Raw genomic sequence first — 19,289 nt, 5'->3', positions numbered from 1 at the left:
TAATCCGAATTTGGGGGCGTTTAGAGTGGAGGCAAGGGCGACAGCCATTGCATTCACGCAGGCAATACAAGATTATAGTGCAACCAGGCTTGGAGGATGAATCGTCGGGCCGGTTGACCCGTGTATGACGTAAAATACCCGCATATGAATATTTCCTCCTCGCTAACGTTGCAACACCTTAATACCTATGAGCAGTAAAAAAGTTCAGGAGCGAGCGCCAAAAGCTGGAACTTCCTCCTCGCCGGGCTATACCCGCACCCCGACCGAGCGCCAACCACTGCCAAACCGGCTGGTGCGGCTGCTGTCGGAGGCGCGCTGGCTCGCGCTGGCCGTGCTGGGCCTGTATTTCGTCCTGATCCTGGCCAGCTACAACAAAATGGACCCGGGCTGGTCGCACGAGACCCTGGTCCCCAAAGTCACCAATCTGGGCGGCCGCGCGGGCGCCTGGCTGTCGGACCTGTTGCTGTACATTTTTGGCATTTCAGCCTGGTGGTGGGCGTTTTGCCTGCTGCGGCTGGTCTGGAACGGCTACCGCCAGTTGACCCAAAAATACGTGATGTCGAAGGAGGCGGACCCCGAGCACGCGCAGGAGGGGCTGATACGCGCGATCGGCTTCCTGCTGCTGTTCGCCGGCAGCGTCGGGCTCGAATACCTGCGCATGTACTCGCTGCACGCGGAACTGCCGCGCGCGCCGGGCGGCGTGCTGGGCGAGCTGATCGGCCATTCGGCCCATGTGGCGTTCGGTTTCACCGGCGCGACCTTGCTGTTGCTGCTGTTGTTCGGCCTTGGTTTCAGCCTGTTCTTCCATGTGTCGTGGCTGGCCGTGGCCGAACGTATCGGTTACACGATCGAGACCGGCATCGAATGGTTCGTCCAGCGCTACCAGTACCGCGAAGACCGCCGCCAGGGCGAAGTGGCCGCCGTCAAGCGCGAGGAGGTGGTCGTCATCGAGCGCGCCAAGCATGTGGAGAAACACGTGGTGTCGGCGCCGGTCAAGATCGAGCCGCAGGTGGTCGCGGTGGTCAAGTCCGAGCGCGTCGAGAAGGAACGCCAGGCCGTGCTGTTCCAGGACTTGAGCGGCGACAGCCAGCTGCCGGCCCTGTCCCTGCTGGACGAGGCCGCCGAGGTGCTGGAAACCGTACCCGTCGAGACCTTGGAATTCACCAGCCGCCTGATCGAGAAAAAGCTGTCGGACTTCGGTGTCGAAGCCAAGGTCGTGGCGGCCTATCCGGGGCCGGTGGTCACGCGTTACGAGATCGAACCGGCCACCGGCGTCAAGGGCAGCCAGATCGTCGGCCTGGCGCGCGACCTGGCCCGTTCGCTGTCGCTGACGTCGATCCGGGTGGTCGAAACCATCCCCGGCAAAAATTACATGGCGCTGGAGCTGCCGAACGCCAAGCGCCAGATCGTGCGCCTCTCCGAGATCGTCGGTTCCAAGGTCTACAACGACAATCCGTCGCCGCTGACCGTGGCGCTGGGCAAGGACATCGCCGGCAAGGCCGTGGTGGCCGACCTGGCCAAGATGCCGCACTTGCTGGTCGCCGGTACCACCGGCTCGGGTAAATCGGTGGGTATCAACGCAACCATCCTGTCGCTGCTGTACAAGTCCGATCCGGCCGACGTGCGCATGATCCTGATCGATCCGAAGATGCTGGAGATGTCGGTCTACGAAGGCATCCCGCACCTGCTGGCGCCGGTCGTGACCGATATGCGCCAGGCCGGCCACGCGCTGAACTGGGCCGTGAACGAGATGGAGCGCCGCTACAAGCTGATGTCCAAGCTGGGCGTGCGTAACCTGGCCGGCTACAACGCCAAGATCGCCGAGGCGAAAAAGCGCGAGGAACTGATTCCTAATCCGTTCAGCATCACGCCCGATTCGCCGGAGCCGCTGGAAAAACTGCCGACCATCGTCATCATCATCGACGAGCTGGCCGACCTGATGATGGTCGTCGGCAAAAAGGTCGAGGAATTGATCGCCCGTATCGCGCAAAAAGCCCGTGCGGCCGGTTTGCACTTGATTCTGGCGACGCAGCGTCCATCTGTGGATGTGATCACCGGCCTGATCAAGGCGAACATCCCGACCCGTATCGCGTTCCAGGTGTCGTCGAAGATCGACTCGCGCACCATTCTCGACCAGATGGGCGCGGAAGCGCTGCTGGGCATGGGCGACATGCTGTACATGCCGCCGGGAACAGGGTTGCCGGTGCGGGTGCACGGCGCGTTCGTCTCCGATGACGAGGTGCACCGCGTGGTCAAGCATCTCAAGACCACGGGCGAGCCGAACTATATCGACGGCATCCTCGAAGGCGGCACCCTGGAAGGCGAGGGCGGCGCCGATGGCGCGGCCGCCGGCGAGGGCGGCGGCGAGGCCGATCCGATGTACGACCAGGCGGTGCAGGTGGTGCTGAAGAACCGCCGCGCCTCGATTTCGCTGGTGCAGCGCCATTTGCGCATAGGCTATAACCGCGCGGCGCGTTTGCTGGAACAGATGGAAAATAGCGGTGTCGTCTCGCCGATGCAATCGAACGGTAACCGCGAAATCCTGGCGCCCGCCGCCAGTGCTGAATAACCAAGGAATAGACAACGTATGAAGTATTTGAAAAACGTAGCGGCACTGGCCGCCGGCCTGCTGCTGGCGGGCGCGGCCGGCGCCACGGCGCTGGACCAGTTTAAAACCTTCGTCGCATCGACCAAGGCGGCCAAGGGCGAGTTCACGCAGCGCCAGGTCAAGAACACCAACGGCGAGGCCGCCAAGCCGACGCCGCCGTCGAGCGGCACCTTCCTGTTCGCCCGTCCGGGCAAGTTCATCTGGACCTACGTGAAGCCCTACGACCAGGTGCTCCAAGCCGACGGCGAGAAGCTGTACGTCTACGACAAGGACCTGAACCAGGTCACCGTCAAGCAGCTGGGCAACGCGCTGGGTTCGTCGCCGGCCGCGATTCTGTTCGGCAGCAACGACCTGGAAAAGAACTTCACCTTGTCGGAAGCGGGCACCAGGGATGGCATGGAATGGCTCAAGGCGGTGCCCAAAGCCAAGGACACCAGCTTCGAGCAAATCAGCATCGGCCTGCGCGACGGCTTGCCGCAAGCGATGGAACTGAAGGATTCCTTCGGCCAGACCTCGCTGCTGACGTTCAGCAAATTCGAGAAAAATCCCGCGCTGACCGCGACGAGTTTTAAATTCGTCATGCCGAAGGGCGCGGACGTGTTCAATAATTAAAGATTAAAGCGTGCAGCGATAACGCCGCGGCCGCGACGCTGCGGCGTTTTTCCATTCCGAGACACTATGGCTGACCTATTTGCAACAGAACCGCGCCAGCCGCTTGCCGAAGCACTGCGGCCCAAGACGCTCGATGACGTGATCGGCCAGCACCACCTGCTGGGGCCGGGCAAGCCGCTGCGCCTGGCGTTCGAATCGGGCCAGCCCCATTCGATGATCTTGTGGGGGCCGCCCGGCGTCGGCAAGACCACGCTCGCGCGGCTGACCGCCAACGCCTTCGAGTGCGAGTTTATCGCCTTGTCGGCCGTGTTCTCGGGCGTCAAGGACATCCGCGCCGCGATGGAGCAGGCGCAGCAGAATCTGACGATGGGCAAGCACACCATCCTGTTCGTCGACGAGATCCACCGCTTCAACAAGTCGCAGCAGGACGCGCTGCTGCCGTACGCGGAATCGGGCCTGGTCACCTTGATCGGCGCGACGACCGAGAATCCCTCGTTCGAGGTCAACTCGGCGCTGTTGTCGCGGGCGCAGGTGTACGTGCTGCAATCGTTCAACGAGGACGAGCTAAAGCAGCTGGTCGCCAAGGCGCGCGCCAAGGTGCTGGCGCATCTGGAGTTCGACGACGCCGCCATCGACACCTTGATCGGCTACGCCGACGGCGACGGCCGCCGCCTGCTCAACTTGCTGGAGCAAACCAGCACGGCGGCCAACGCCGCCAAGACCAACAAGGTCACCAGCGAGTTCATCCAGAACGCGCTGACCCTGAACGCGCGCCGCTTCGACAAGGGCGGCGACAACTTCTACGACCAGATCTCGGCGCTGCACAAGTCGGTGCGCGGCTCCAATCCGGACGCGGCGCTGTACTGGCTGTGCCGCATGCTCGACGGCGGCGCCGACGCCAAATACCTGTCGCGCCGCATCGTGCGCATGGCGTGGGAGGATATCGGCCTGGCCGATCCGCGCGCCATGCAGCTGGCCAACGACGCCGCCGCCACCTTCGAACGCCTCGGTTCGCCGGAGGGGGAGCTGGCGCTGGGGCAGGCGGTGATCTACCTGGCCATCGCCGCCAAGAGCAACGCCGGCTACAACGCCTTCAACCAGGCGATGGCGTTTGTGAAAAAGGACAAGTCGCGTGAAGTGCCGGTCCATTTGCGCAACGCCCCGACCAAGCTGATGAAGGAATTGGGCTACGGCCACGAGTACCGCTACGCGCACGACGAACCGCATGCCTACGCCGCCGGAGAGACCTACTTCCCGGACGATATGCGCGAGCCGGGCTGGTATCAGCCGGTGCCGCGCGGCATGGAGAGCAAGATCGCCGACAAAATGGCCTTCCTGCGCAAGCTTGATGAAGACGCCGGTAAAAACTAAGGAAACAGCATGCAGCAGGTGATAGTGGTCGACGACATCGACGTGTACATCGAAGGCGGGGTGGAGGGTTCCGAGACGATCGTCATGATCCACGGCTGGCCGGATACGTATCGGCTGTGGGATGCGCAGGTCGAGGAGCTCAAGAGCCGCTATCGCTGCGTGCGCTTCACCTTGCCGGGCTTCGACCTCGGCAAGCCGCGCCGCGCGTACTCGCTCGACGCGACGATGCGCATCCTGTTGCACATTGTCGCCGCCGTCAACCAGAAGCAGAAGGTGACCCTGATGCTGCACGACTGGGGCTGCGTGTTCGGCTATGAATTTTATATGCGTAACAAGGGGCTGGTGTCGGCGATCATCGGCGTCGACATCGGCGACGCCAATTCGGACGCCACCGACCGTTCGCGCACGTTTGGACAGAAGATGATGGTCAGCGGCTATCAGAACATCCTGTCGCTGGCCTGGGCCATCGGCGGGCCGATCGGCAACATGATCACACGCGGGATGGTCAACGCGATGAAGGTGCCGGCGCCGAAAAAGTACATCAGCTCGGCGATGAACTTCCCGTATTACATTTTGACGGCGGGCGCGGCGGGATCGTACCGGTCGCTGGTGCCGTTCTTTCCCAAGGTGCCGACGCTGTTCATCTACGGCATGCGCAAGCCTTTCATGTTCCACTCGACGCAGTGGCGCGACAAGCTGGCGGCGAAGGAGGGCTGCAAGGTGGTGGCGATGAACACCGATCACTGGCCGATGGTGCGCGACCCGGAGCGCTTCAACGAAGTGGTGCTGGAATGGCTGGAAAAGCCGGCCGCAAAAGAAGAAGCCGCCGGCGAAGACGCGGCGGCTTGAGGCAATGACCCGGGGCGCGATGAATATCGCTGGGGCATACGCAAACCGCGGAGACACGTAGGGCGGATTAGCGAAGCGTAATCCGCCAATGCATGAGCCGTCGAGACACATACATGGCGGATTACGGCGTTCCGCCTAATCCGCCCTACGTGTCACCACGTTCATTCATGCATCAACGCAGCTTGATTGGCTTGTAATACGGCGCGAACGGTGGCGCTGGCAGCTGCACGCCGGCATACGCATCGCGGAAGCACGCGGCTTTGCGGTTCTCGACGTCGGTGGTGCTCTTCACCACTTTGCCGGACGCATCCAGGGTCAGCACGATCACAACCGGATACTTGGACATGTCATGGCAATTGCCTTTCTCGTCCAGTTTTTTCGCGTTGTTATAGTTCAGCGAAACCTCTTCATACTTGGTCGCCTTATCGTTCGGGAACTGCTTGTTGAACTTGTCCATTTCGGCGGCAAAGTTCGGGTTGGCCGGTGGCGGCGCTTCGTCGGCTGGCGGACCGCCAACGCCGAGCGTCGAGCAACCTGCGGCCAGAACCATCAATGCGCTCATCGCGCCCATCTTCAGATATTGGTTTTTCAAATTATTCTCCTCGGGCTGTATTGTTGACGCATTGTACATATTATCGAGGAGTGCATGGCGCACGATTAGTTGCGTAGGTGAAATCCTACAGATGCAGACCGGAAAGGACTGTGGCAACTTTGTTTTGTAACCCGCGCCAGCCCACCGGCGCGCCCGTTTGCGCAGGCAGGCGGACGCGCACCACACCCGTCCCGGCCGCCTCGATCAGTATCAGGCCGTCGTTTGGCACCTCGAACGTCAACCCCCGGCGCAGCATGAAATCTGTGTGCTCGCCATAGGCCGTGATCCAGGCCGTGCCGTCAAGGCATTCGATGCGCTGGCCGGCGGCGTTGGCGATGCGTAGCGGGTGGTCCTGGGTCAAGCGATATTCGGCCAAGCCCTGCTGTACGGTGACCAGTTGCGGTTTCATGGTTGCTCCTGCGCGTGAATGATGGAACCAGAATACGCAGCGGCGCCCAACCATAACAGATGCAGCGAATCGAAATTGTTACCGTCACAGGGGTGATTTCGCTAAACTGTGATGGTCAAAATGATTGCTCGCTGTACCTGTCGGCGGAGGGTGGGGCTGGGCCACAATATCGAAATGCACATCAATTTGTACGAGCAGCTTGCCAACGAACTGGGCGGATTGATCGCCGGCCGCGTCTTCGCGCCCGGCGACCGGCTGCCGTCGATCCGCCATCTGGCGCAGCAAAAGCGGCTGTCGGTCAGCACCGTCATGCAGGCGTTGCGGCTGATGGAGGATCGCGGCCTGATCGAGGCCAGGCCGCAGGCGGGCTATTACGTGCGCCACCGGTCCCGCACGATGGCCGTGATGACCGACGCCGCGCACTTGCAGGAGCCGGCCTATGTCGGCATCAACAATTTGCTGATGCGGGTGCTCAAGGCCAACGAGGACCCGGACATCGTGCAACTGGGCTCGGCCTGGCCGCTCGATGAGCTGCTGCCGATGAAACGCATGCAGAAGATCGTGGCGGCGGTGGCGCGGCGCGATTCCGCGCTGCTGAGCTCAGTCAGCTGCTACGAGACCAACCACCCCGAATTCACGCGCCAGATACTGAGGAGGGCGCTGGACTGGGGCCGCCTGGACCCGGCCGAGATCGTCGTCACGACGTCGTGCACCGAGGCGATCAGCCTGTGCCTGCGCGCCGTCGCCAAGCCGGGCGACACCGTCGCCATCGAATCGGCCAGCTATTTCGTGCTGCTGCAGCTGATCGAATCGCTGGGCATGAAGGCGCTGGAAATCCCCACCCATCCAAAGACCGGGCCGTCGATCGACGCGCTCGAGTTGGCGATGAACGCCGGCCTGGTGCAGGCTGTGCTGTTCATCCCGAACGCCAACAATCCGCTCGGCTGCATCATGCCCGAGGCCAACAAGAAACGGCTGGCGGGTTTGCTGTCGCAGCACAACGTGCCCTTGATCGAGGACGACGTTTACGGCGAGCTGTGCTTCACGCCCGAGCGGCCGTGGCCGGTCAAGGCGTACGACACCAGCGGCCACGTCATGCTGTGCTCGTCGTTTTCGAAGGCGGTCAGTCCCGGCGCGCGCGTCGGCTACGTGCTGGCGGGGCGCTACGCGCAGGATGTGGCGGTGCTCAAGATGGTGTCGAGCGGCGCCACCAGCCACTTCTTCCAGGCGGTGCTGGCCGAGTTCCTGACCGGTAGCGCCTATGAGAACCAGTTGCGCAAAATGCGCAGGGCGCTGTCGCAGCGCATCGCACGCATGTCGGACGCGGTCTGCGCCGCGTTCCCGCAGCAGTGCACGGTGTCGGAGCCGCAGGGCGGCTTCGTGGTGTGGGTCAGCATGCCGGAGCAGGTCGACGCGCTGGTGCTGCACCAGCGCGCGCATGAGGCCGGGGTGGCTTGCATGCCGGGGCAGTTGTTCTCGGCGTCTGGTAAATACAGCAACTTTGTCCGGCTCAACTGCGGCAACGCGTGGAGCCCGCAGGTGGAGGCCGCCGTAGGCAAGTTGGGCGCGCTCGTGCACAGGCTCGCTGACGAGGCGCCAGCGCTGCGCACCGCCGCGTGATGTACCTTAGAAACACGTAGGGCGGATTAGGCGGAACGCCGTAATCGGCCATGCATGCGTCCCGACGGCGCCCGCATTGGCCGATTACGCTGCGCTAATCCGCCCTACGTGTCTCCGAGGTATCTCCAGCGTCCCGATGCTTCGGCCGGGCACCGTTTTTTGCACTTCATCCGCCATTTCCGGCGCTTCGTCGCATCCCGGTGGCTTCGCATAGGCCCTTTAGGTACAGTACAACCATACCAAAGCGGCAGACATAAGTCGGCCGAAACCACCACCCCAGGGAGCTATCATGAACATCGCTAAAAACATGGAAACCATCTTTGTCACCGTCGCTATCATCGCAGGCGCCACCACCTTCGCCACCGCCGCCGACGCACCGGCGATCAAGGTCGCCGCCGACAGGAGCGTTGCCCACGTCGCCACCGTCAAGGCCGACATGCCCGTCGTCACCGTGACCGCCAAGCGCCTGAGCGCCGCCGAAAAAGCCGCCCTGTAATCGCGGAGTAATGCGCGGCAGGGCGGTTGCACCAGCCGGCGGGCTGCTCAAAACTCGCAAGGAAGTGGCATCCTCTTGGTACAATTGACGTTTTCGATACAAACGGCACTTGTCCCCATGATTGATATCCAACTTCTCCGCAAAGATATAGCCAACGTCGCCGCGCGCCTGGCGACCCGCAAGTACCAGCTCGATGTGGAAGCGTTCAACGCCCTCGAAGCTGAACGGAAAGCGATCCAGACGCGCACCGAAGAGCTGCAGGGCAAGCGTAACTCGCAGTCCAAGCTGATCGGCATGATGAAGGGCAAGGGCGAAGACACGACGGCGATCATGGCCGAAGTGGCCGGCCTGGGCGACGAGCTCAAGGCCAACGAAACCGCGCTGTCGGCGGTGCAGGCCAAGCTGGCCGATTTCATGCAGGCGATCCCGAACCTGCCGCACGAATCGGTCCCGCAAGGCGCGGATGAATCGGGCAACGTGGAAGTGCGCAAGGTCGGCACGCCGCGCAGCTTCGATTTCGAAGTGAAGGATCACGTCGACGTCGGCGCGCCGCTGGGCCTGGACTTCGAAGTGGCCACCAAGCTGACCGGTACGCGCTTCTCGGTCATGAAAGGCGGCATCGCCCGCCTGCACCGCGCGCTGGCGCAGTTCATGCTGAACACCCACACCGACGAGCACGGCTATACGGAGTGCTACACGCCCTACATGGTCAACGCCGACTCGCTGCGCGGCACCGGCCAGCTGCCGAAGTTCGAGGCCGACCTGTTCTCGGTGAAAAAAGGCGGCGTCGAAGGCGAGGGCGAGACCTTCTACCTGATCCCGACGTCGGAAGTGTCGCTGACCAACATCGTGCGCGACGAGATCGTCGCCGCCGACACCTTGCCGCTGAAGATGACGGCCCACACGCCATGCTTCCGCTCGGAAGCGGGCAGCTACGGCCGCGACACGCGCGGCATGATCCGCCAGCACCAGTTCGACAAGGTCGAAATGGTGCAGGTGGTGCATCCGGACACCTCGTACGCCGTGCTGGACGAGATGGTGGGCCACGCCGAAACGATTTTGCAGCGCCTGGGCCTGCCGTACCGCGTGATGTCGCTGTGCACCGGCGACATGGGCTTCGGCGCCACCAAGACCTTCGATCTGGAAGTGTGGCTGCCGGCGCAGAACACCTACCGCGAGATTTCGTCGCTGTCGAACTGCGAAGCCTTCCAGGCGCGCCGCATGCAGGCGCGTTTCCGCAACGCCCAGGGCAAGCCGGAGCTGCTGCACACGCTCAACGGTTCGGGCCTGGCGGTGGGACGCACGCTGGTCGCCGTGCTGGAGAACTACCAGCAGGCCGACGGCAGCGTCGAGATCCCGGAAGTGCTGCGTCCGTACATGGGCGGCCTGACGCATCTGAAAGCGTAAAAATAGTCCTTCCCTTTTCGCCGGGGGCTGCTATAATCTTGCCTTCTCGCAGCAGTGACGCGGGAAAAGGAGAGGTGGCAGAGTGTGGTCGAATGTACTTGACTCGAAATCAAGCGTACGTTAAATCGTACCGTGGGTTCGAATCCCACCCTCTCCGCCAGTATTTAGAAAAACCCGCTTCGGCGGGTTTTTTGTTTTCCGGAGAGGAGCGAGCGCAGCTCGCGCGTGGGATTCGAAGACTCGCGCGTACTCGCGCGAGGGCGGCCTGCGGGATGTAGGCGAATCCCACCCTCTCCGCCAGTATTTAAAAAAACCCGCTTCGGCGGGTTTTTTCATGGACGCTTGTTTTTTTATTGCATAGCATTGCCGCCAGTGTAAAAAACGTTACTCAAAGGCTTCCGTAATGGTGGGGGCTTGTTATATAATCTTGCCTTCGCCGAACAGGCGGTGCAGGACCATTAGGAGAGGTGGCAGAGTGGTCGAATGTACTTGACTCGAAATCAAGCGTACGTTAAATCGTACCGTGGGTTCGAATCCCACCCTCTCCGCCAGTAATATTAAAAACCCGCTTCGGCGGGTTTTTTCATTTGTACGCGGGTTTCTCCGGTAGCACGGTTCGCTTGCGCAAAAAACATGTTTTTCTCCGATATCGCGTAGCATGAGCGCGGAGAAATGGAGGAAACATGGAACGTGGAACTACGCCGTTAGGGATTTTGGGAGGCGCAAGAATCGCCGCTTGCGCATTGCTGGTGGGGGCCGCTTGGCCGGCCATGGCGCAGCGCGCGCCCGAACCTGCGCCGGCGCCGGCGGTCAAACCGAACGCCGGCGTCGCCACGCCGCACGAGATGTTCGGCCCCTTGTTCGAGGCGGTGCAGGCGGCGCGCATTTATCCCGACGCCAAGACCTTCGCCGACGCCGTCGCCAACGAAGATCCGCAAACCATCCTCGCACAATACCAACGCGAGCTGCCCAAGGACGCGGCGGCGCTGAAAGCCTTCGTCGAACGCTATTTTTCGCTGCCGGCGCCCACCACCGTCACGCTGCGCCAGCACATCGCCTCGTTGTGGCCGGTGCTCACCCGTCCGCCGCTCGATCCGCCCAAATGGTCGTCGGCCCTGGCGCTGCCGGCGAACTATGTCGTGCCCGGCGGACGCTTCCGCGAAATCTATTACTGGGATTCGTACTTCACGATGCTGGGCCTGAAGGCCGACCATCGCAGCGACCTGGTCGATTCGATGATCGTCGATTTTAAAAGCCTGATCGAACGCTACGGCTTCATTCCGAACGGCACCCGCAGCTATTATCTGAGCCGATCCCAGCCGCCGTTCTTCGCCGCGATGACCCAACTCAAGCCGCTCGGCGACCGCGCCGACGACGCCAGGGTGCTGGCGGCGTTGAAGACCGAACACGCGTTCTGGATGCGTGGAAGAGGGTGCTTGCCCAAGGCCGGCGCCGGCGCCTGCGAGCGCGTGGCGCGCCTGGCCGACGGCACCGTCCTGAATCGCTACTGGGATGCCAAGGACTCGCCGCGCGACGAGGCGCTGGGCGAGGACGTGGCGACCGCGCGCGAAGGCAAGCGTCCGGCGCCCGAGGTGTACCGCGACCTGCGCGCGGCGGCCGAAAGCGGTTGGGATTTCTCGTCGCGCTGGCTGGACGATCCCGCGCGCCTGGCCACGATCCGCACCACCACCATCGCGCCGGTCGATCTGAACAGCCTGATGTACCAGCTGGAAGGGGAGATCGAACGGCGCTGCAAGGCCGCCGGCGACACCGCCTGTACCGCGCAATTCCGCCGCGCCAAGGAAGTGCGGGCCACGGCCGTCCAGAAACATCTATGGGTCGCCGCCGAGCGGCGCTACGCCGACTTCGACCTCGTCAAAAACGCGCCGACAACCGTGCGCAGCGCCGCCATGCTGTACCCGCTGTGGGTGGGCATGGCGACGCAATCCCAGGCCGACGCCGTCGCCGCGACCACCAAGGCCGAGCTGCTGGCCGAGGGCGGGCTGCGCACCACGCTGGTCCGCAACGGCCAGCAATGGGACTCGCCCAACGGCTGGGCGCCGCTGCAATGGGTCGCGGTCGATGGCATGGCCCGCTACGGCCACAAGGAATTGGCGCACGAGATCGCCCGCCGCTGGGTCGGCACGGTCGCCCGGACTTGGGCCGAGACCGGCAAGCTGCTGGAAAAATATGATGTGGAGGAACGCAAAAGCGGCGGCGGTGGCGAATACCCCACCCAGGACGGCTTCGGCTGGACCAACGGTGTCACCAGCGCCTTGTTGGAGCGTTATCCCGATTTGAACAATTGAACAACTAACGACTTTTTCCGGCTATGGCGCGGCCGCATCGCGGGCTGTAGGGATATTCGGATTCTCTGGTGGGGAAAGCGGAACGGCTTTTGCGCCGCCATTGGTGGATTTGGAAAAGCTATCGGTCTCATAGTATTTACCGAATTCAACTAATTTTTCGGGCTGCCTATAGTGCTGGGATTTCAACCGCACCAGGACATCCCGCCATGCCTTCCTTTCGTCCCCACGACCGCCGCTTGCCGCAAGGCGGTCTTTCATGAGCTCCCCGTTCAACATCGCCAACCTCAAGGTGGGTGTGCGTCTGGCGCTGGGCTTTGGCATCCTGATGTCGCTGATGCTGGTGCTGACGGCAACCGGCGTGCATCGGGTCAACGAGATCAATAACAGCCTGGCGTTGATTGGCGACGTCAACAGCGTCAAGCAGCGTTACGCGATCAATTTCCGCGGCAGCGTCCACGACCGCGCGATCGCGCTGCGCGACGTTGTGCTCGAATCCGATGCCGGGGCGATACAGCGGCAGCGCGACCTGATCGCCAAGCTGGCCGCCAACTATGCCAAGTCGGCCGAGCCGATGGACGAGTTGCTGCGCGCGGGCGCGATGGACGAGGGGGAGCGCGACGCCCTGCGGAAGATCGTGGCGATCGAGGCGCGCACGCTGCAACTGACGGACGAGGTGGTCCGCCTCAAACTGGCCGGCGACCTGGTATCGGCCCAGCGCGTGCTGCTGGAGCGCGCCGGCCCGGCCTACGTCGCTTGGCTCAACAGCATCAACGTGCTGATCGATCTGGAGGAAGAGAAAAACAAACTGGAATCGGCCGGCGCCCGTGGCGTCGGCCATGCCTTCGCCCGGCTGATGATAGGCCTGTCGGCGCTGGCGCTCGCGTTGGCGGCGGCGATCGGCTGGATCATCACGCGCAGCGTGGTGGCGCCGCTGGCGCGGGCCACCGACGCGGCGCGCACCATGTCCGGCGGCGACCTGGCCCTGGTGATAGCCGCCGGCGGCCAGGACGAGGCCGGGCGCATGCTGGGCGCGTTGCGCGAACTGCGCGCCAGCCTGGACACGACCTTGCGGCGGGTGCGCGAGCATGCGCTGAGCGTGGCCGGCATCGGCGAGGAGATCGCGCAAGGCAACCAGCTGCTTGACACCCGCACCGGCCAGCAGGCCGTGGCCCTGGAGGAAACGCACGCGGCCATGCTGCAACTGGGCACGCACGTCCAGCACAACGCCCGCCGCGCGCAACAGGCCCAGCAACTGGCCGAGCAGGCCAGGGTGGTGGTGGGGCAGGGTGGCCAGGTGGTGGGGGAAGTGGTGGTGACGATGAAATCCATCGACGACAGCTCCCGCAAGATCGGCGACATCATCGGCGTCATCGACGCCATCGCCTTCCAGACCAACATCCTGGCGCTGAACGCGGCGGTGGAGGCGGCGCGCGCCGGCGAGGCCGGCCGCGGCTTCGCGGTGGTCGCCGCCGAGGTGCGCAACCTGGCCGGCCGCTGCGCCACGGCGGCCACCGAGATCAAGCAGTTGATCGCGGCCAGCGTCGAGCGCGTCGAGGCCGGCGGCGTGCTGGTGGGCCGCGCCGGCGCCACGATGGCCGGCGTCGTCAGCGTGATCGCCCAGGTGGCGGAACTCATGGGCGAGATCCGCCAGGCCAGCGACGAGCAAGCCGTCGGGGTGACCAGCGCCGGCGAGGCCGTGGCCATGATGCAGGGCGCGACCGGCGACAACGCCGCGCTGGTCACGCAGACCGCGACGGCGTCGGGCGCGATGACGGCGCACGCGCAGCAGTTGCTCGACGCGGTCGCGGCGTTCACGCTGGCGGCACCGGACCGGCTCGGGGCCGCTCCCGGTCCGTTGGGCAAGGATGCCCGGCCGAGGATTTCCTCCTATCTTCCCACCTGATGAATTTCTGTTTGTGCTAGACGCGACCATGCCGAAACTCCCCACATTTTCCATCGCGAACAAGCTCTGGCTGCTCACCGTGAGTGCCATGGCCGGCATCGTGGTGCTCACGGCGATCTCCCTGCTGTCGGAAAAAAACCTGATCATGGCGGAGCGCCAGAATGGCGTGCGCCAGCAGGTCGACACCGCCTATGAATTGGCCATGCATTTCCAGTCGTTGGCGGCCAACGGCGGCCTGTCCGAAGCGCAGGCCAAGCGCGACGCGCTGGCGGCGCTCAAGCGCCTGCGCTATGGCGGCGGCGAATATTTCTTCGTCATCGATGCGCAGCCGAGGATGGTCATGCACCCGATCAAGCCGGAACTCGACGGCACCGACCTGGCGCAGACCAAGGACCCGACGGGCAAGCGCGTGTTCGTGGAGATGATCGCGGCCACCCGGGCCCATGGCGCCGGCTTCGTGTCCTATATGTGGTCCAAGCCGGGCCGCGACGATCCCGCGCCCAAGGTGTCCTACGTCAGGGCCATTCCAGTCTGGGGATGGGTGGTCGGCAGCGGCGTGTACGTGGACACCGTGACGGCGGTTTTCATGCAGCGCCTGATGGAGTCGGCCGTCTATGCGGGGGTATTGTCCCTGATCCTGGGCCTGTTCAGCAGGTATGTCGCCGGCGGCATCCTGCGGCCGTTGAAGCAAGCCGTGGCGATCGCCAAGACCGTGGCCGCCGGCGATCTCACCAGCGTCATCGACCGGAACCAGCCCGACGACGAACCGGGCCATTTGCTGCTCGCCTTGCGGGAGATGAACGAGAGCCTGCTCGGCATCGTCGGCGAGGTGCGCCACAGCGCGCAGCACATCTCGACCGCCGCCGCCGAGATCGCCAGCGGCAACCGGGACCTGTCGGAGCGCACCGAGTCGCAAGCGAGTTCGCTGGAGCAATCGGCGGCCTCGATGGAGGAACTGACGTGCACGGTGAGCGGGAACGCCGACAACGCGCGCCAGGCCAGGTCGCTGGCCGACAACGCGGCCGACATCGCGTTGCAGGGGCGCGGCGTGGTCGCCGGGGTGGTCGACACCATGGGACAGATCAACGCTTCGTCCAGCAAAATCGTCGACATCATCGGCGTGATCGACGGCATCGCTTTCCAGACCAACATCCTGGCGCTGAACGCCGCCGTGGAGGCGGCCCGCGCCGGCGAGCAGGGCCGCGGCTTCGCCGTGGTGGCCACCGAGGTGCGTTCGCTGGCGCAGCGCTCGGCCATCGCCGCCCAGGAAATCAAGAAGCTGATCGACACCTCGGTGGAGAAGGTCGATGCCGGCAGCAAGCTGGTCGAACAGGCCGGGCTGACGATGAACAAGGTGGTCGATAGCATCCACCAGGTCACCGATATCATGGAAAAAATCTCGTCGGCCAGCGTCGAGCAATCCCTGTCGGTCGGCCAGCTCAATTCGGCGATGGCGGCAATGGAGGCGACCACCCGCCAGAACGCCGCGCTGGTCGAGGAGGCATCGGCGGCGGCCGCTTCGCTGCACGACCAGGCGGACGGCCTGATTCGTGTCGTCGATGTCTTCCGGTTCGAGCCGTCGCCTTCCGCGCCCGGGCCGGCCGCGACGGCGGCATCCCGCCCGATGCCGAAGGGCGGACCGCCGCGCCTGTCCGCCGCGTCCGTTCAATAGGCAGCCCGGCGCGGCGCGGGCCGCATCATGCCGGCGGCGGCCGCGCCGCTATTTCCCGTCGCCGCAGCACTTTTTGTATTTCTTGTCGCTGCCGCAAGGGCAGGGATCGTTGCGGCCGACCTTGACGGTCTTGACCGGCTCGGGATGCCAGTGGGCGTTGATCTGGATGACCGATCGCGGGACGGCGCCTTCCCAGTCGTCGCCCTGGCGCTGGAACGGCGCCAGCCATTCCGGATGGGCAGCCCGCAGCGGCGCCCAGCCCTCCGCGTCGAGCTGCATGCCGGTCTCGAAGCCGGCGGTCCACGCCTCGGCGCTCCAGGCGCCGCCGCACTCGTAGATCGGCTCGAAGCTGCCCGGGTCCTGCACCATCCATTTGCGCATGTATTCGAGGTGCCGCAGCACCAGGCCGGTCGCCGCCCCGGTGTCGCCCGCTTGCCCGCCACCCCAGACCTTGTCCAGCCATACCGCTTGCGGCACGGGGCGCGGGCCGACCACCAGCGCGGTCAGCAGACCTTCCAGCGCCGAGACGTCCATCGCCTGTTCGCCGATGTCACGGAGCATGTCGTCGAGTTGGTCGTATTCTTCGTCGCTGAGGGGAGTGGTGAGCATGGTCTGAGCCGGTAGTCTGGGAGGAATCGACATTTTACCTGCAAGTCACCATCTCAATCAGGCGAGCAATTTTATTGAATTCGCAATATGATGCGTGCCAACATTAATTCATTCCAACACCCAAGGAGTCGACATGAAACCAAGCATTTTCCTGGCTGCGGCCACCCTCTCGATCGCCGGCTGGGCAAACGCGGCCGCTCCCGCTTCCGCCCCCTCCGCCGCGCCGGACGCGGCGCGGGTCAAGGCCGCGCACGATCTGCTGCTGTCGATGCAGGCCGAAAAATTGTTGCGCATGACTGCCGGCATGAGCAAATTTCCCAGCCCGGCCCAGCGCGAGCTGACCATGGCCAAGGTGGAAAAGCTGACGCCGCAGATGGTCTATACCCGCCTGTCGCAGCCGGTGGCGCGCCTGGTCAGCACCGAGACCGCGCTGGAGATGACGCGCTATTACCAGTCCAGCTATGGCCAGCGGCTGCTCAAGGAAACATACAACGGCGGTCCGCGCATGTACGCGGCCGATCCGACGCCGACCCCGGCCGAGAAGGCCGAGCAGAAGAAGCCGGCGTTCGTCAAGGCCAACAAGGAGTTCAAGGCGGCCGAACCGGCCATCCGCCACGAGGTGTTCGTGCTGCTTACCGAAATCAACAAAGGCAAGTGAGGTAACAAAAAACGTTCGTTGCAAATTGAGAATTAATAAAAAATAAAGCATACTAAGTCCTTAACTTTTAAGGACTTGTCGATGCTGAAAAAATTTGCCCTCGTGCTGACGCTGCTGCCGGCGCTGTCGCCATTGGCCGTCCGCGCGGCAGATTTGCCGACTTACCCATTCATCCACGTCAGCGGCGAGGGCTTCGTCATGGTGGCGCCGGACATGGGCGAGATCGACTTCGACGTCAGCGCCTTCGACGCCGATCCGGCCGCCGCCGTGGCGGCGATCCAGGCGCGCGTGGAGGAAATCCGCGCGCTGCTGGTCGAGCAGTCCGGGCCGTCCGAAGGCGACGGCGCCGCCGTCCTTGAAGTGCAGGACATGCGCAAGGAAATGCGCAAATCCGCCAATCCCAATCCCGATCCGGCCGCGTCGCCGGAATACGATATCCGCAGTTCGGTCCATATCGTGGTGCGCGACTTGACCAAATGGCGGCCCATCATGCAGGCGCTGTTGGAGATGAAGAACATCGACCATATGTCGACCACCTTCGGCAAGAGCGACCGCCTCAAGGTCGAGCAGGAGTTGACCGCCGTCGCTATCAAGGACGCGCTGCGCCGCGCCGAAGGCATGGCGGCTGGCTTCGGCAAGAAGGTGGGACCGGTCACGGCGATCTCCTCCAGCCCGCTGCGCAACCTGACCAAGGCCGTCGGCCTGATGCCGAGCGACTACTACAACTCCGAGCGCCGCGCGCAGGCCAAGACGAGCGAGAAGGATTTCCTATCGATCACGGTGCTGCGCTGGACGCAGAATGTGGACATGATTTTCCGCATCAAGTGATGGCGTAGGCGGCCAGGTCTTGCCTGCGTGCGCTGACGCACGCAACGGAGCAATCAGGCGCTTGTGAATCCCGGCTGGTGCCCGATCTGCATGTGGAACCCATTTAGGAGGAACGAGCCATGACCGCCATCGACCAGTACGCCGCTTCGCAGCACGCCCATTCGACGCCCGATCCCGAGGTGCCGCCACCGCAGCCGGAAAAAGATCCGCCGCCGGACAATATGCCGGAGCCGGAGCAGGCGCCGATCGAGGAACCGACCCCAAAGGCGCCGCCGATCAAGGCTTGATCGGGCGGGCCGGGGACGGCTGAAAAACCGTCAAGGGCGCGGCGCCTGCTTGGGCTTGCCGTGCCCGCTATCGTGCGGCAACGGCGGGATGCTTTTGATATCCTCGTCGGTGTCGCGCTGCGCGGGCGTGCGCTCGCCGCTGCCGATGTCCGCTTCGTCAAGCATGTGGCCGCCTTCAGCGGCAGGTTCGTCGAGCTGCGGTTTGGTTGGTTGATTCATGATGGACTCCGTGGTTGGGATGAAATTCATGCTAGCAGTTTGCCGTGTGAACCGGCGCGCGTTGGACGGTGTGAGAAAGTGTGATTATCGTTGCTCGACAGATACAAATTTATATGTTTGTGTTCAGCGTCACACTGCCGTCATGAAACTGTTCCTATAATTTAGTCATGTCATTGGTTTTCGTTCACGGAGAGCATCATGGGCAATTCCTTACACAACAAAATCTACCTCGGTCGTCGTCGTAGTGTCGTGTTAAGCACGAAGCGTGTGCAAGCCCTGATTTGTATCGCCGCCTTCGCCAGCATCGGCTTGGTGTGGCTGGCGATCCGGGCGCTGTAAAGCAGTCCATTCCGCCATTGTCCAGGTGGGGCCGGCGTTTCATCCGAAACGCGTTGGCGGCGCATTTTCTTGCCGTCATCCCGCCGGGCGCGTACCATGAGGGCCGCAGCAGTCTCTTATGGAAAAAATGGCAATGAAGAACGAGAAATTAACGCAAGACGAATACAACGCGCTCGACGAAGTCAAACGCGGTATCAAAGGCGAGCGCGTCAGCGCTTGCGTCGGTCGCAACACCAAGCGCCTGACCGGCATCAAACTGTTCACCATCGCCAAGAACGGCCGCATTTCACTCACCGACAAGGGGGAGGAGGTCTTGTTCCTGCGCCGTTGCATCCTGGGTTTGCGCGCCATCGAGGCCGACCCGTCCAGCCCGCTCGACACCGACGTGGCCATGTTCCTCGGCAAGAAATCCCACATCGTGCCCCGCGCCGAAGGCGGCTTCGAGCTCAGCGACAAGGGCCGCGAGTCGCTGGCCGATATCGCCAATCAAGGTTTGTGATC

Annotated in this window: 20 protein-coding genes and 2 tRNA genes; 17 read left to right on the top strand and 5 right to left on the bottom strand. The window is 63.5% G+C overall.

Features of this window, described 5'->3' with window-relative positions:
• The first annotated feature begins 187 nt into the window (after positions 1-187).
• The 4 genes from AC07P1_RS17800 to AC07P1_RS17785 all read left to right on the top strand — a co-directional run bounded on the left by AC07P1_RS17800 (position 188) and on the right by AC07P1_RS17785 (position 5,440).
• Entirely contained in the window at positions 188-2,569 is a 2,382-nt protein-coding gene (locus tag AC07P1_RS17800; RefSeq protein WP_494697067.1) for a DNA translocase FtsK, read from the top strand.
• An 18-nt stretch (positions 2,570-2,587) separates the two neighbouring features.
• Positions 2,588-3,220 carry an outer membrane lipoprotein chaperone LolA gene (gene lolA, locus AC07P1_RS17795; protein ID WP_494697066.1) on the top strand — a complete coding sequence of 211 codons (633 nt, stop codon included), beginning with the start codon at positions 2,588-2,590 and terminating at the stop codon, positions 3,218-3,220.
• A gap of 66 nt (positions 3,221-3,286) precedes the next feature.
• Positions 3,287-4,591: a replication-associated recombination protein A gene (locus AC07P1_RS17790; RefSeq protein WP_363508129.1), complete on the top strand. Its 1,305-nt coding sequence runs from the start codon at positions 3,287-3,289 to the stop codon at positions 4,589-4,591.
• 9 nt (positions 4,592-4,600) lie between these two features.
• On the top strand, positions 4,601-5,440 hold the full coding sequence (locus AC07P1_RS17785) for an alpha/beta fold hydrolase (protein ID WP_494697065.1): 840 nt from the start codon (positions 4,601-4,603) through the stop codon (positions 5,438-5,440).
• Positions 5,441-5,612: 172 nt separating this feature from the next.
• Here the strand turns inward: AC07P1_RS17785 and AC07P1_RS17780 are convergent, their stop codons facing one another.
• On the bottom strand, positions 5,613-6,032 hold the full coding sequence (locus tag AC07P1_RS17780; protein ID WP_315218320.1) for a hypothetical protein: 420 nt from the start codon (positions 6,030-6,032) through the stop codon (positions 5,613-5,615).
• Positions 6,033-6,117: 85 nt separating this feature from the next.
• Positions 6,118-6,441, bottom strand: coding sequence for a DUF2917 domain-containing protein (locus AC07P1_RS17775; protein WP_494697064.1), 324 nt, complete (start codon positions 6,439-6,441; stop codon positions 6,118-6,120).
• A 174-nt stretch (positions 6,442-6,615) separates the two neighbouring features.
• On the opposite strand from AC07P1_RS17775, the gene AC07P1_RS17770 reads away from it, so the two are divergent.
• From AC07P1_RS17770 to treA, 6 genes are all read left to right on the top strand, one after another.
• Entirely contained in the window at positions 6,616-8,061 is a 1,446-nt protein-coding gene (locus tag AC07P1_RS17770) for an aminotransferase-like domain-containing protein (protein WP_494697063.1), read from the top strand.
• 289 nt (positions 8,062-8,350) lie between these two features.
• Complete coding sequence (locus AC07P1_RS17765; RefSeq protein ID WP_494697062.1) at positions 8,351-8,557, top strand: hypothetical protein; 207 nt, start codon at positions 8,351-8,353, stop codon at positions 8,555-8,557.
• Positions 8,558-8,674: 117 nt separating this feature from the next.
• Positions 8,675-9,964: a serine--tRNA ligase gene (serS, locus tag AC07P1_RS17760; protein WP_494697061.1), complete on the top strand. Its 1,290-nt coding sequence runs from the start codon at positions 8,675-8,677 to the stop codon at positions 9,962-9,964.
• A gap of 68 nt (positions 9,965-10,032) precedes the next feature.
• Positions 10,033-10,124 (top strand) — tRNA-Ser (locus AC07P1_RS17755).
• A 301-nt stretch (positions 10,125-10,425) separates the two neighbouring features.
• Positions 10,426-10,515, top strand: a tRNA-Ser gene (locus tag AC07P1_RS17750).
• A 132-nt stretch (positions 10,516-10,647) separates the two neighbouring features.
• Positions 10,648-12,273 carry an alpha,alpha-trehalase TreA gene (treA, locus tag AC07P1_RS17745; RefSeq protein WP_494697060.1) on the top strand — a complete coding sequence of 542 codons (1,626 nt, stop codon included), beginning with the start codon at positions 10,648-10,650 and terminating at the stop codon, positions 12,271-12,273.
• A gap of 21 nt (positions 12,274-12,294) precedes the next feature.
• Here the strand turns inward: treA and AC07P1_RS17740 are convergent, their stop codons facing one another.
• A complete protein-coding gene (locus tag AC07P1_RS17740) occupies positions 12,295-12,531 on the bottom strand; it encodes a hypothetical protein (RefSeq protein WP_494697059.1) in 237 nt (78 codons plus the stop codon).
• On the opposite strand from AC07P1_RS17740, the gene AC07P1_RS17735 reads away from it, so the two are divergent.
• Positions 12,530-14,176 carry a methyl-accepting chemotaxis protein gene (locus AC07P1_RS17735; RefSeq protein WP_494697058.1) on the top strand — a complete coding sequence of 549 codons (1,647 nt, stop codon included), beginning with the start codon at positions 12,530-12,532 and terminating at the stop codon, positions 14,174-14,176. The genes AC07P1_RS17740 and AC07P1_RS17735 overlap by 2 nt on opposite strands.
• A gap of 28 nt (positions 14,177-14,204) precedes the next feature.
• Complete coding sequence (locus tag AC07P1_RS17730; protein WP_494697057.1) at positions 14,205-15,848, top strand: methyl-accepting chemotaxis protein; 1,644 nt, start codon at positions 14,205-14,207, stop codon at positions 15,846-15,848.
• A 48-nt stretch (positions 15,849-15,896) separates the two neighbouring features.
• Here the strand turns inward: AC07P1_RS17730 and AC07P1_RS17725 are convergent, their stop codons facing one another.
• The gene (locus AC07P1_RS17725) at positions 15,897-16,457 is read right to left on the bottom strand and encodes a UPF0149 family protein (RefSeq protein WP_494697056.1); all 561 of its coding nucleotides are present in this window, start codon (positions 16,455-16,457) and stop codon (positions 15,897-15,899) included.
• A 133-nt stretch (positions 16,458-16,590) separates the two neighbouring features.
• Between AC07P1_RS17725 and AC07P1_RS17720 the strand changes: the two genes are divergently transcribed.
• From AC07P1_RS17720 to AC07P1_RS17710, 3 genes are all read left to right on the top strand, one after another.
• The gene (locus tag AC07P1_RS17720; RefSeq protein ID WP_494697055.1) at positions 16,591-17,115 is read left to right on the top strand and encodes a hypothetical protein; all 525 of its coding nucleotides are present in this window, start codon (positions 16,591-16,593) and stop codon (positions 17,113-17,115) included.
• A gap of 81 nt (positions 17,116-17,196) precedes the next feature.
• Positions 17,197-17,943 carry an SIMPL domain-containing protein gene (locus tag AC07P1_RS17715; RefSeq protein ID WP_494697054.1) on the top strand — a complete coding sequence of 249 codons (747 nt, stop codon included), beginning with the start codon at positions 17,197-17,199 and terminating at the stop codon, positions 17,941-17,943.
• Positions 17,944-18,062: 119 nt separating this feature from the next.
• Positions 18,063-18,230: a hypothetical protein gene (locus AC07P1_RS17710; protein ID WP_494697053.1), complete on the top strand. Its 168-nt coding sequence runs from the start codon at positions 18,063-18,065 to the stop codon at positions 18,228-18,230.
• Between the two features lie 30 nt (positions 18,231-18,260).
• Here AC07P1_RS17710 and AC07P1_RS17705 read toward each other — a convergent pair whose 3' ends face one another.
• Positions 18,261-18,449 (bottom strand): hypothetical protein, encoded by a 189-nt coding sequence (locus tag AC07P1_RS17705; RefSeq protein ID WP_494697052.1) that lies wholly within the window; start codon positions 18,447-18,449, stop codon positions 18,261-18,263.
• A 198-nt stretch (positions 18,450-18,647) separates the two neighbouring features.
• Here AC07P1_RS17705 and AC07P1_RS17700 point away from each other — a divergent pair, with 198 nt between their 5' ends.
• Positions 18,648-18,788 carry a hypothetical protein gene (locus tag AC07P1_RS17700; protein WP_177196792.1) on the top strand — a complete coding sequence of 47 codons (141 nt, stop codon included), beginning with the start codon at positions 18,648-18,650 and terminating at the stop codon, positions 18,786-18,788.
• Positions 18,789-18,921: 133 nt separating this feature from the next.
• Positions 18,922-19,287, top strand: coding sequence for a hypothetical protein (locus tag AC07P1_RS17695; protein ID WP_315218483.1), 366 nt, complete (start codon positions 18,922-18,924; stop codon positions 19,285-19,287).
• Positions 19,288-19,289 lie beyond the last annotated feature (2 nt).

The sequence above is a fragment of the Duganella sp. GW821-FHT07F09 genome (genome assembly GCF_059418705.1).
This window is presented reverse-complemented; position numbering and strand designations above follow the sequence as displayed.

Excerpts from the sequence above, each read along its gene's own strand:
- AC07P1_RS17800 (WP_494697067.1), top strand. The coding sequence starts at position 188 with ATGAGCAGTAAAAAAGTTCAGGAGCGAGCGCCAAAAGCTGGAACTTCC.
- lolA (WP_494697066.1), top strand. The coding sequence starts at position 2,588 with ATGAAGTATTTGAAAAACGTAGCGGCACTGGCCGCCGGCCTGCTGCTG.
- AC07P1_RS17790 (WP_363508129.1), top strand. The coding sequence starts at position 3,287 with ATGGCTGACCTATTTGCAACAGAACCGCGCCAGCCGCTTGCCGAAGCA.
- AC07P1_RS17785 (WP_494697065.1), top strand. The coding sequence starts at position 4,601 with ATGCAGCAGGTGATAGTGGTCGACGACATCGACGTGTACATCGAAGGC.
- AC07P1_RS17775 (WP_494697064.1), bottom strand. The coding sequence starts at position 6,441 with ATGAAACCGCAACTGGTCACCGTACAGCAGGGCTTGGCCGAATATCGC.
- AC07P1_RS17770 (WP_494697063.1), top strand. The coding sequence starts at position 6,616 with ATGCACATCAATTTGTACGAGCAGCTTGCCAACGAACTGGGCGGATTG.
- AC07P1_RS17765 (WP_494697062.1), top strand. The coding sequence starts at position 8,351 with ATGAACATCGCTAAAAACATGGAAACCATCTTTGTCACCGTCGCTATC.
- serS (WP_494697061.1), top strand. The coding sequence starts at position 8,675 with ATGATTGATATCCAACTTCTCCGCAAAGATATAGCCAACGTCGCCGCG.
- treA (WP_494697060.1), top strand. The coding sequence starts at position 10,648 with ATGGAACGTGGAACTACGCCGTTAGGGATTTTGGGAGGCGCAAGAATC.
- AC07P1_RS17735 (WP_494697058.1), top strand. The coding sequence starts at position 12,530 with ATGAGCTCCCCGTTCAACATCGCCAACCTCAAGGTGGGTGTGCGTCTG.
- AC07P1_RS17740 (WP_494697059.1), bottom strand. The coding sequence starts at position 12,531 with ATGAAAGACCGCCTTGCGGCAAGCGGCGGTCGTGGGGACGAAAGGAAG.
- AC07P1_RS17730 (WP_494697057.1), top strand. The coding sequence starts at position 14,205 with ATGCCGAAACTCCCCACATTTTCCATCGCGAACAAGCTCTGGCTGCTC.
- AC07P1_RS17725 (WP_494697056.1), bottom strand. The coding sequence starts at position 16,457 with ATGCTCACCACTCCCCTCAGCGACGAAGAATACGACCAACTCGACGAC.
- AC07P1_RS17720 (WP_494697055.1), top strand. The coding sequence starts at position 16,591 with ATGAAACCAAGCATTTTCCTGGCTGCGGCCACCCTCTCGATCGCCGGC.
- AC07P1_RS17715 (WP_494697054.1), top strand. The coding sequence starts at position 17,197 with ATGCTGAAAAAATTTGCCCTCGTGCTGACGCTGCTGCCGGCGCTGTCG.
- AC07P1_RS17710 (WP_494697053.1), top strand. The coding sequence starts at position 18,063 with ATGACCGCCATCGACCAGTACGCCGCTTCGCAGCACGCCCATTCGACG.
- AC07P1_RS17705 (WP_494697052.1), bottom strand. The coding sequence starts at position 18,449 with ATGAATCAACCAACCAAACCGCAGCTCGACGAACCTGCCGCTGAAGGC.
- AC07P1_RS17700 (WP_177196792.1), top strand. The coding sequence starts at position 18,648 with ATGGGCAATTCCTTACACAACAAAATCTACCTCGGTCGTCGTCGTAGT.
- AC07P1_RS17695 (WP_315218483.1), top strand. The coding sequence starts at position 18,922 with ATGAAGAACGAGAAATTAACGCAAGACGAATACAACGCGCTCGACGAA.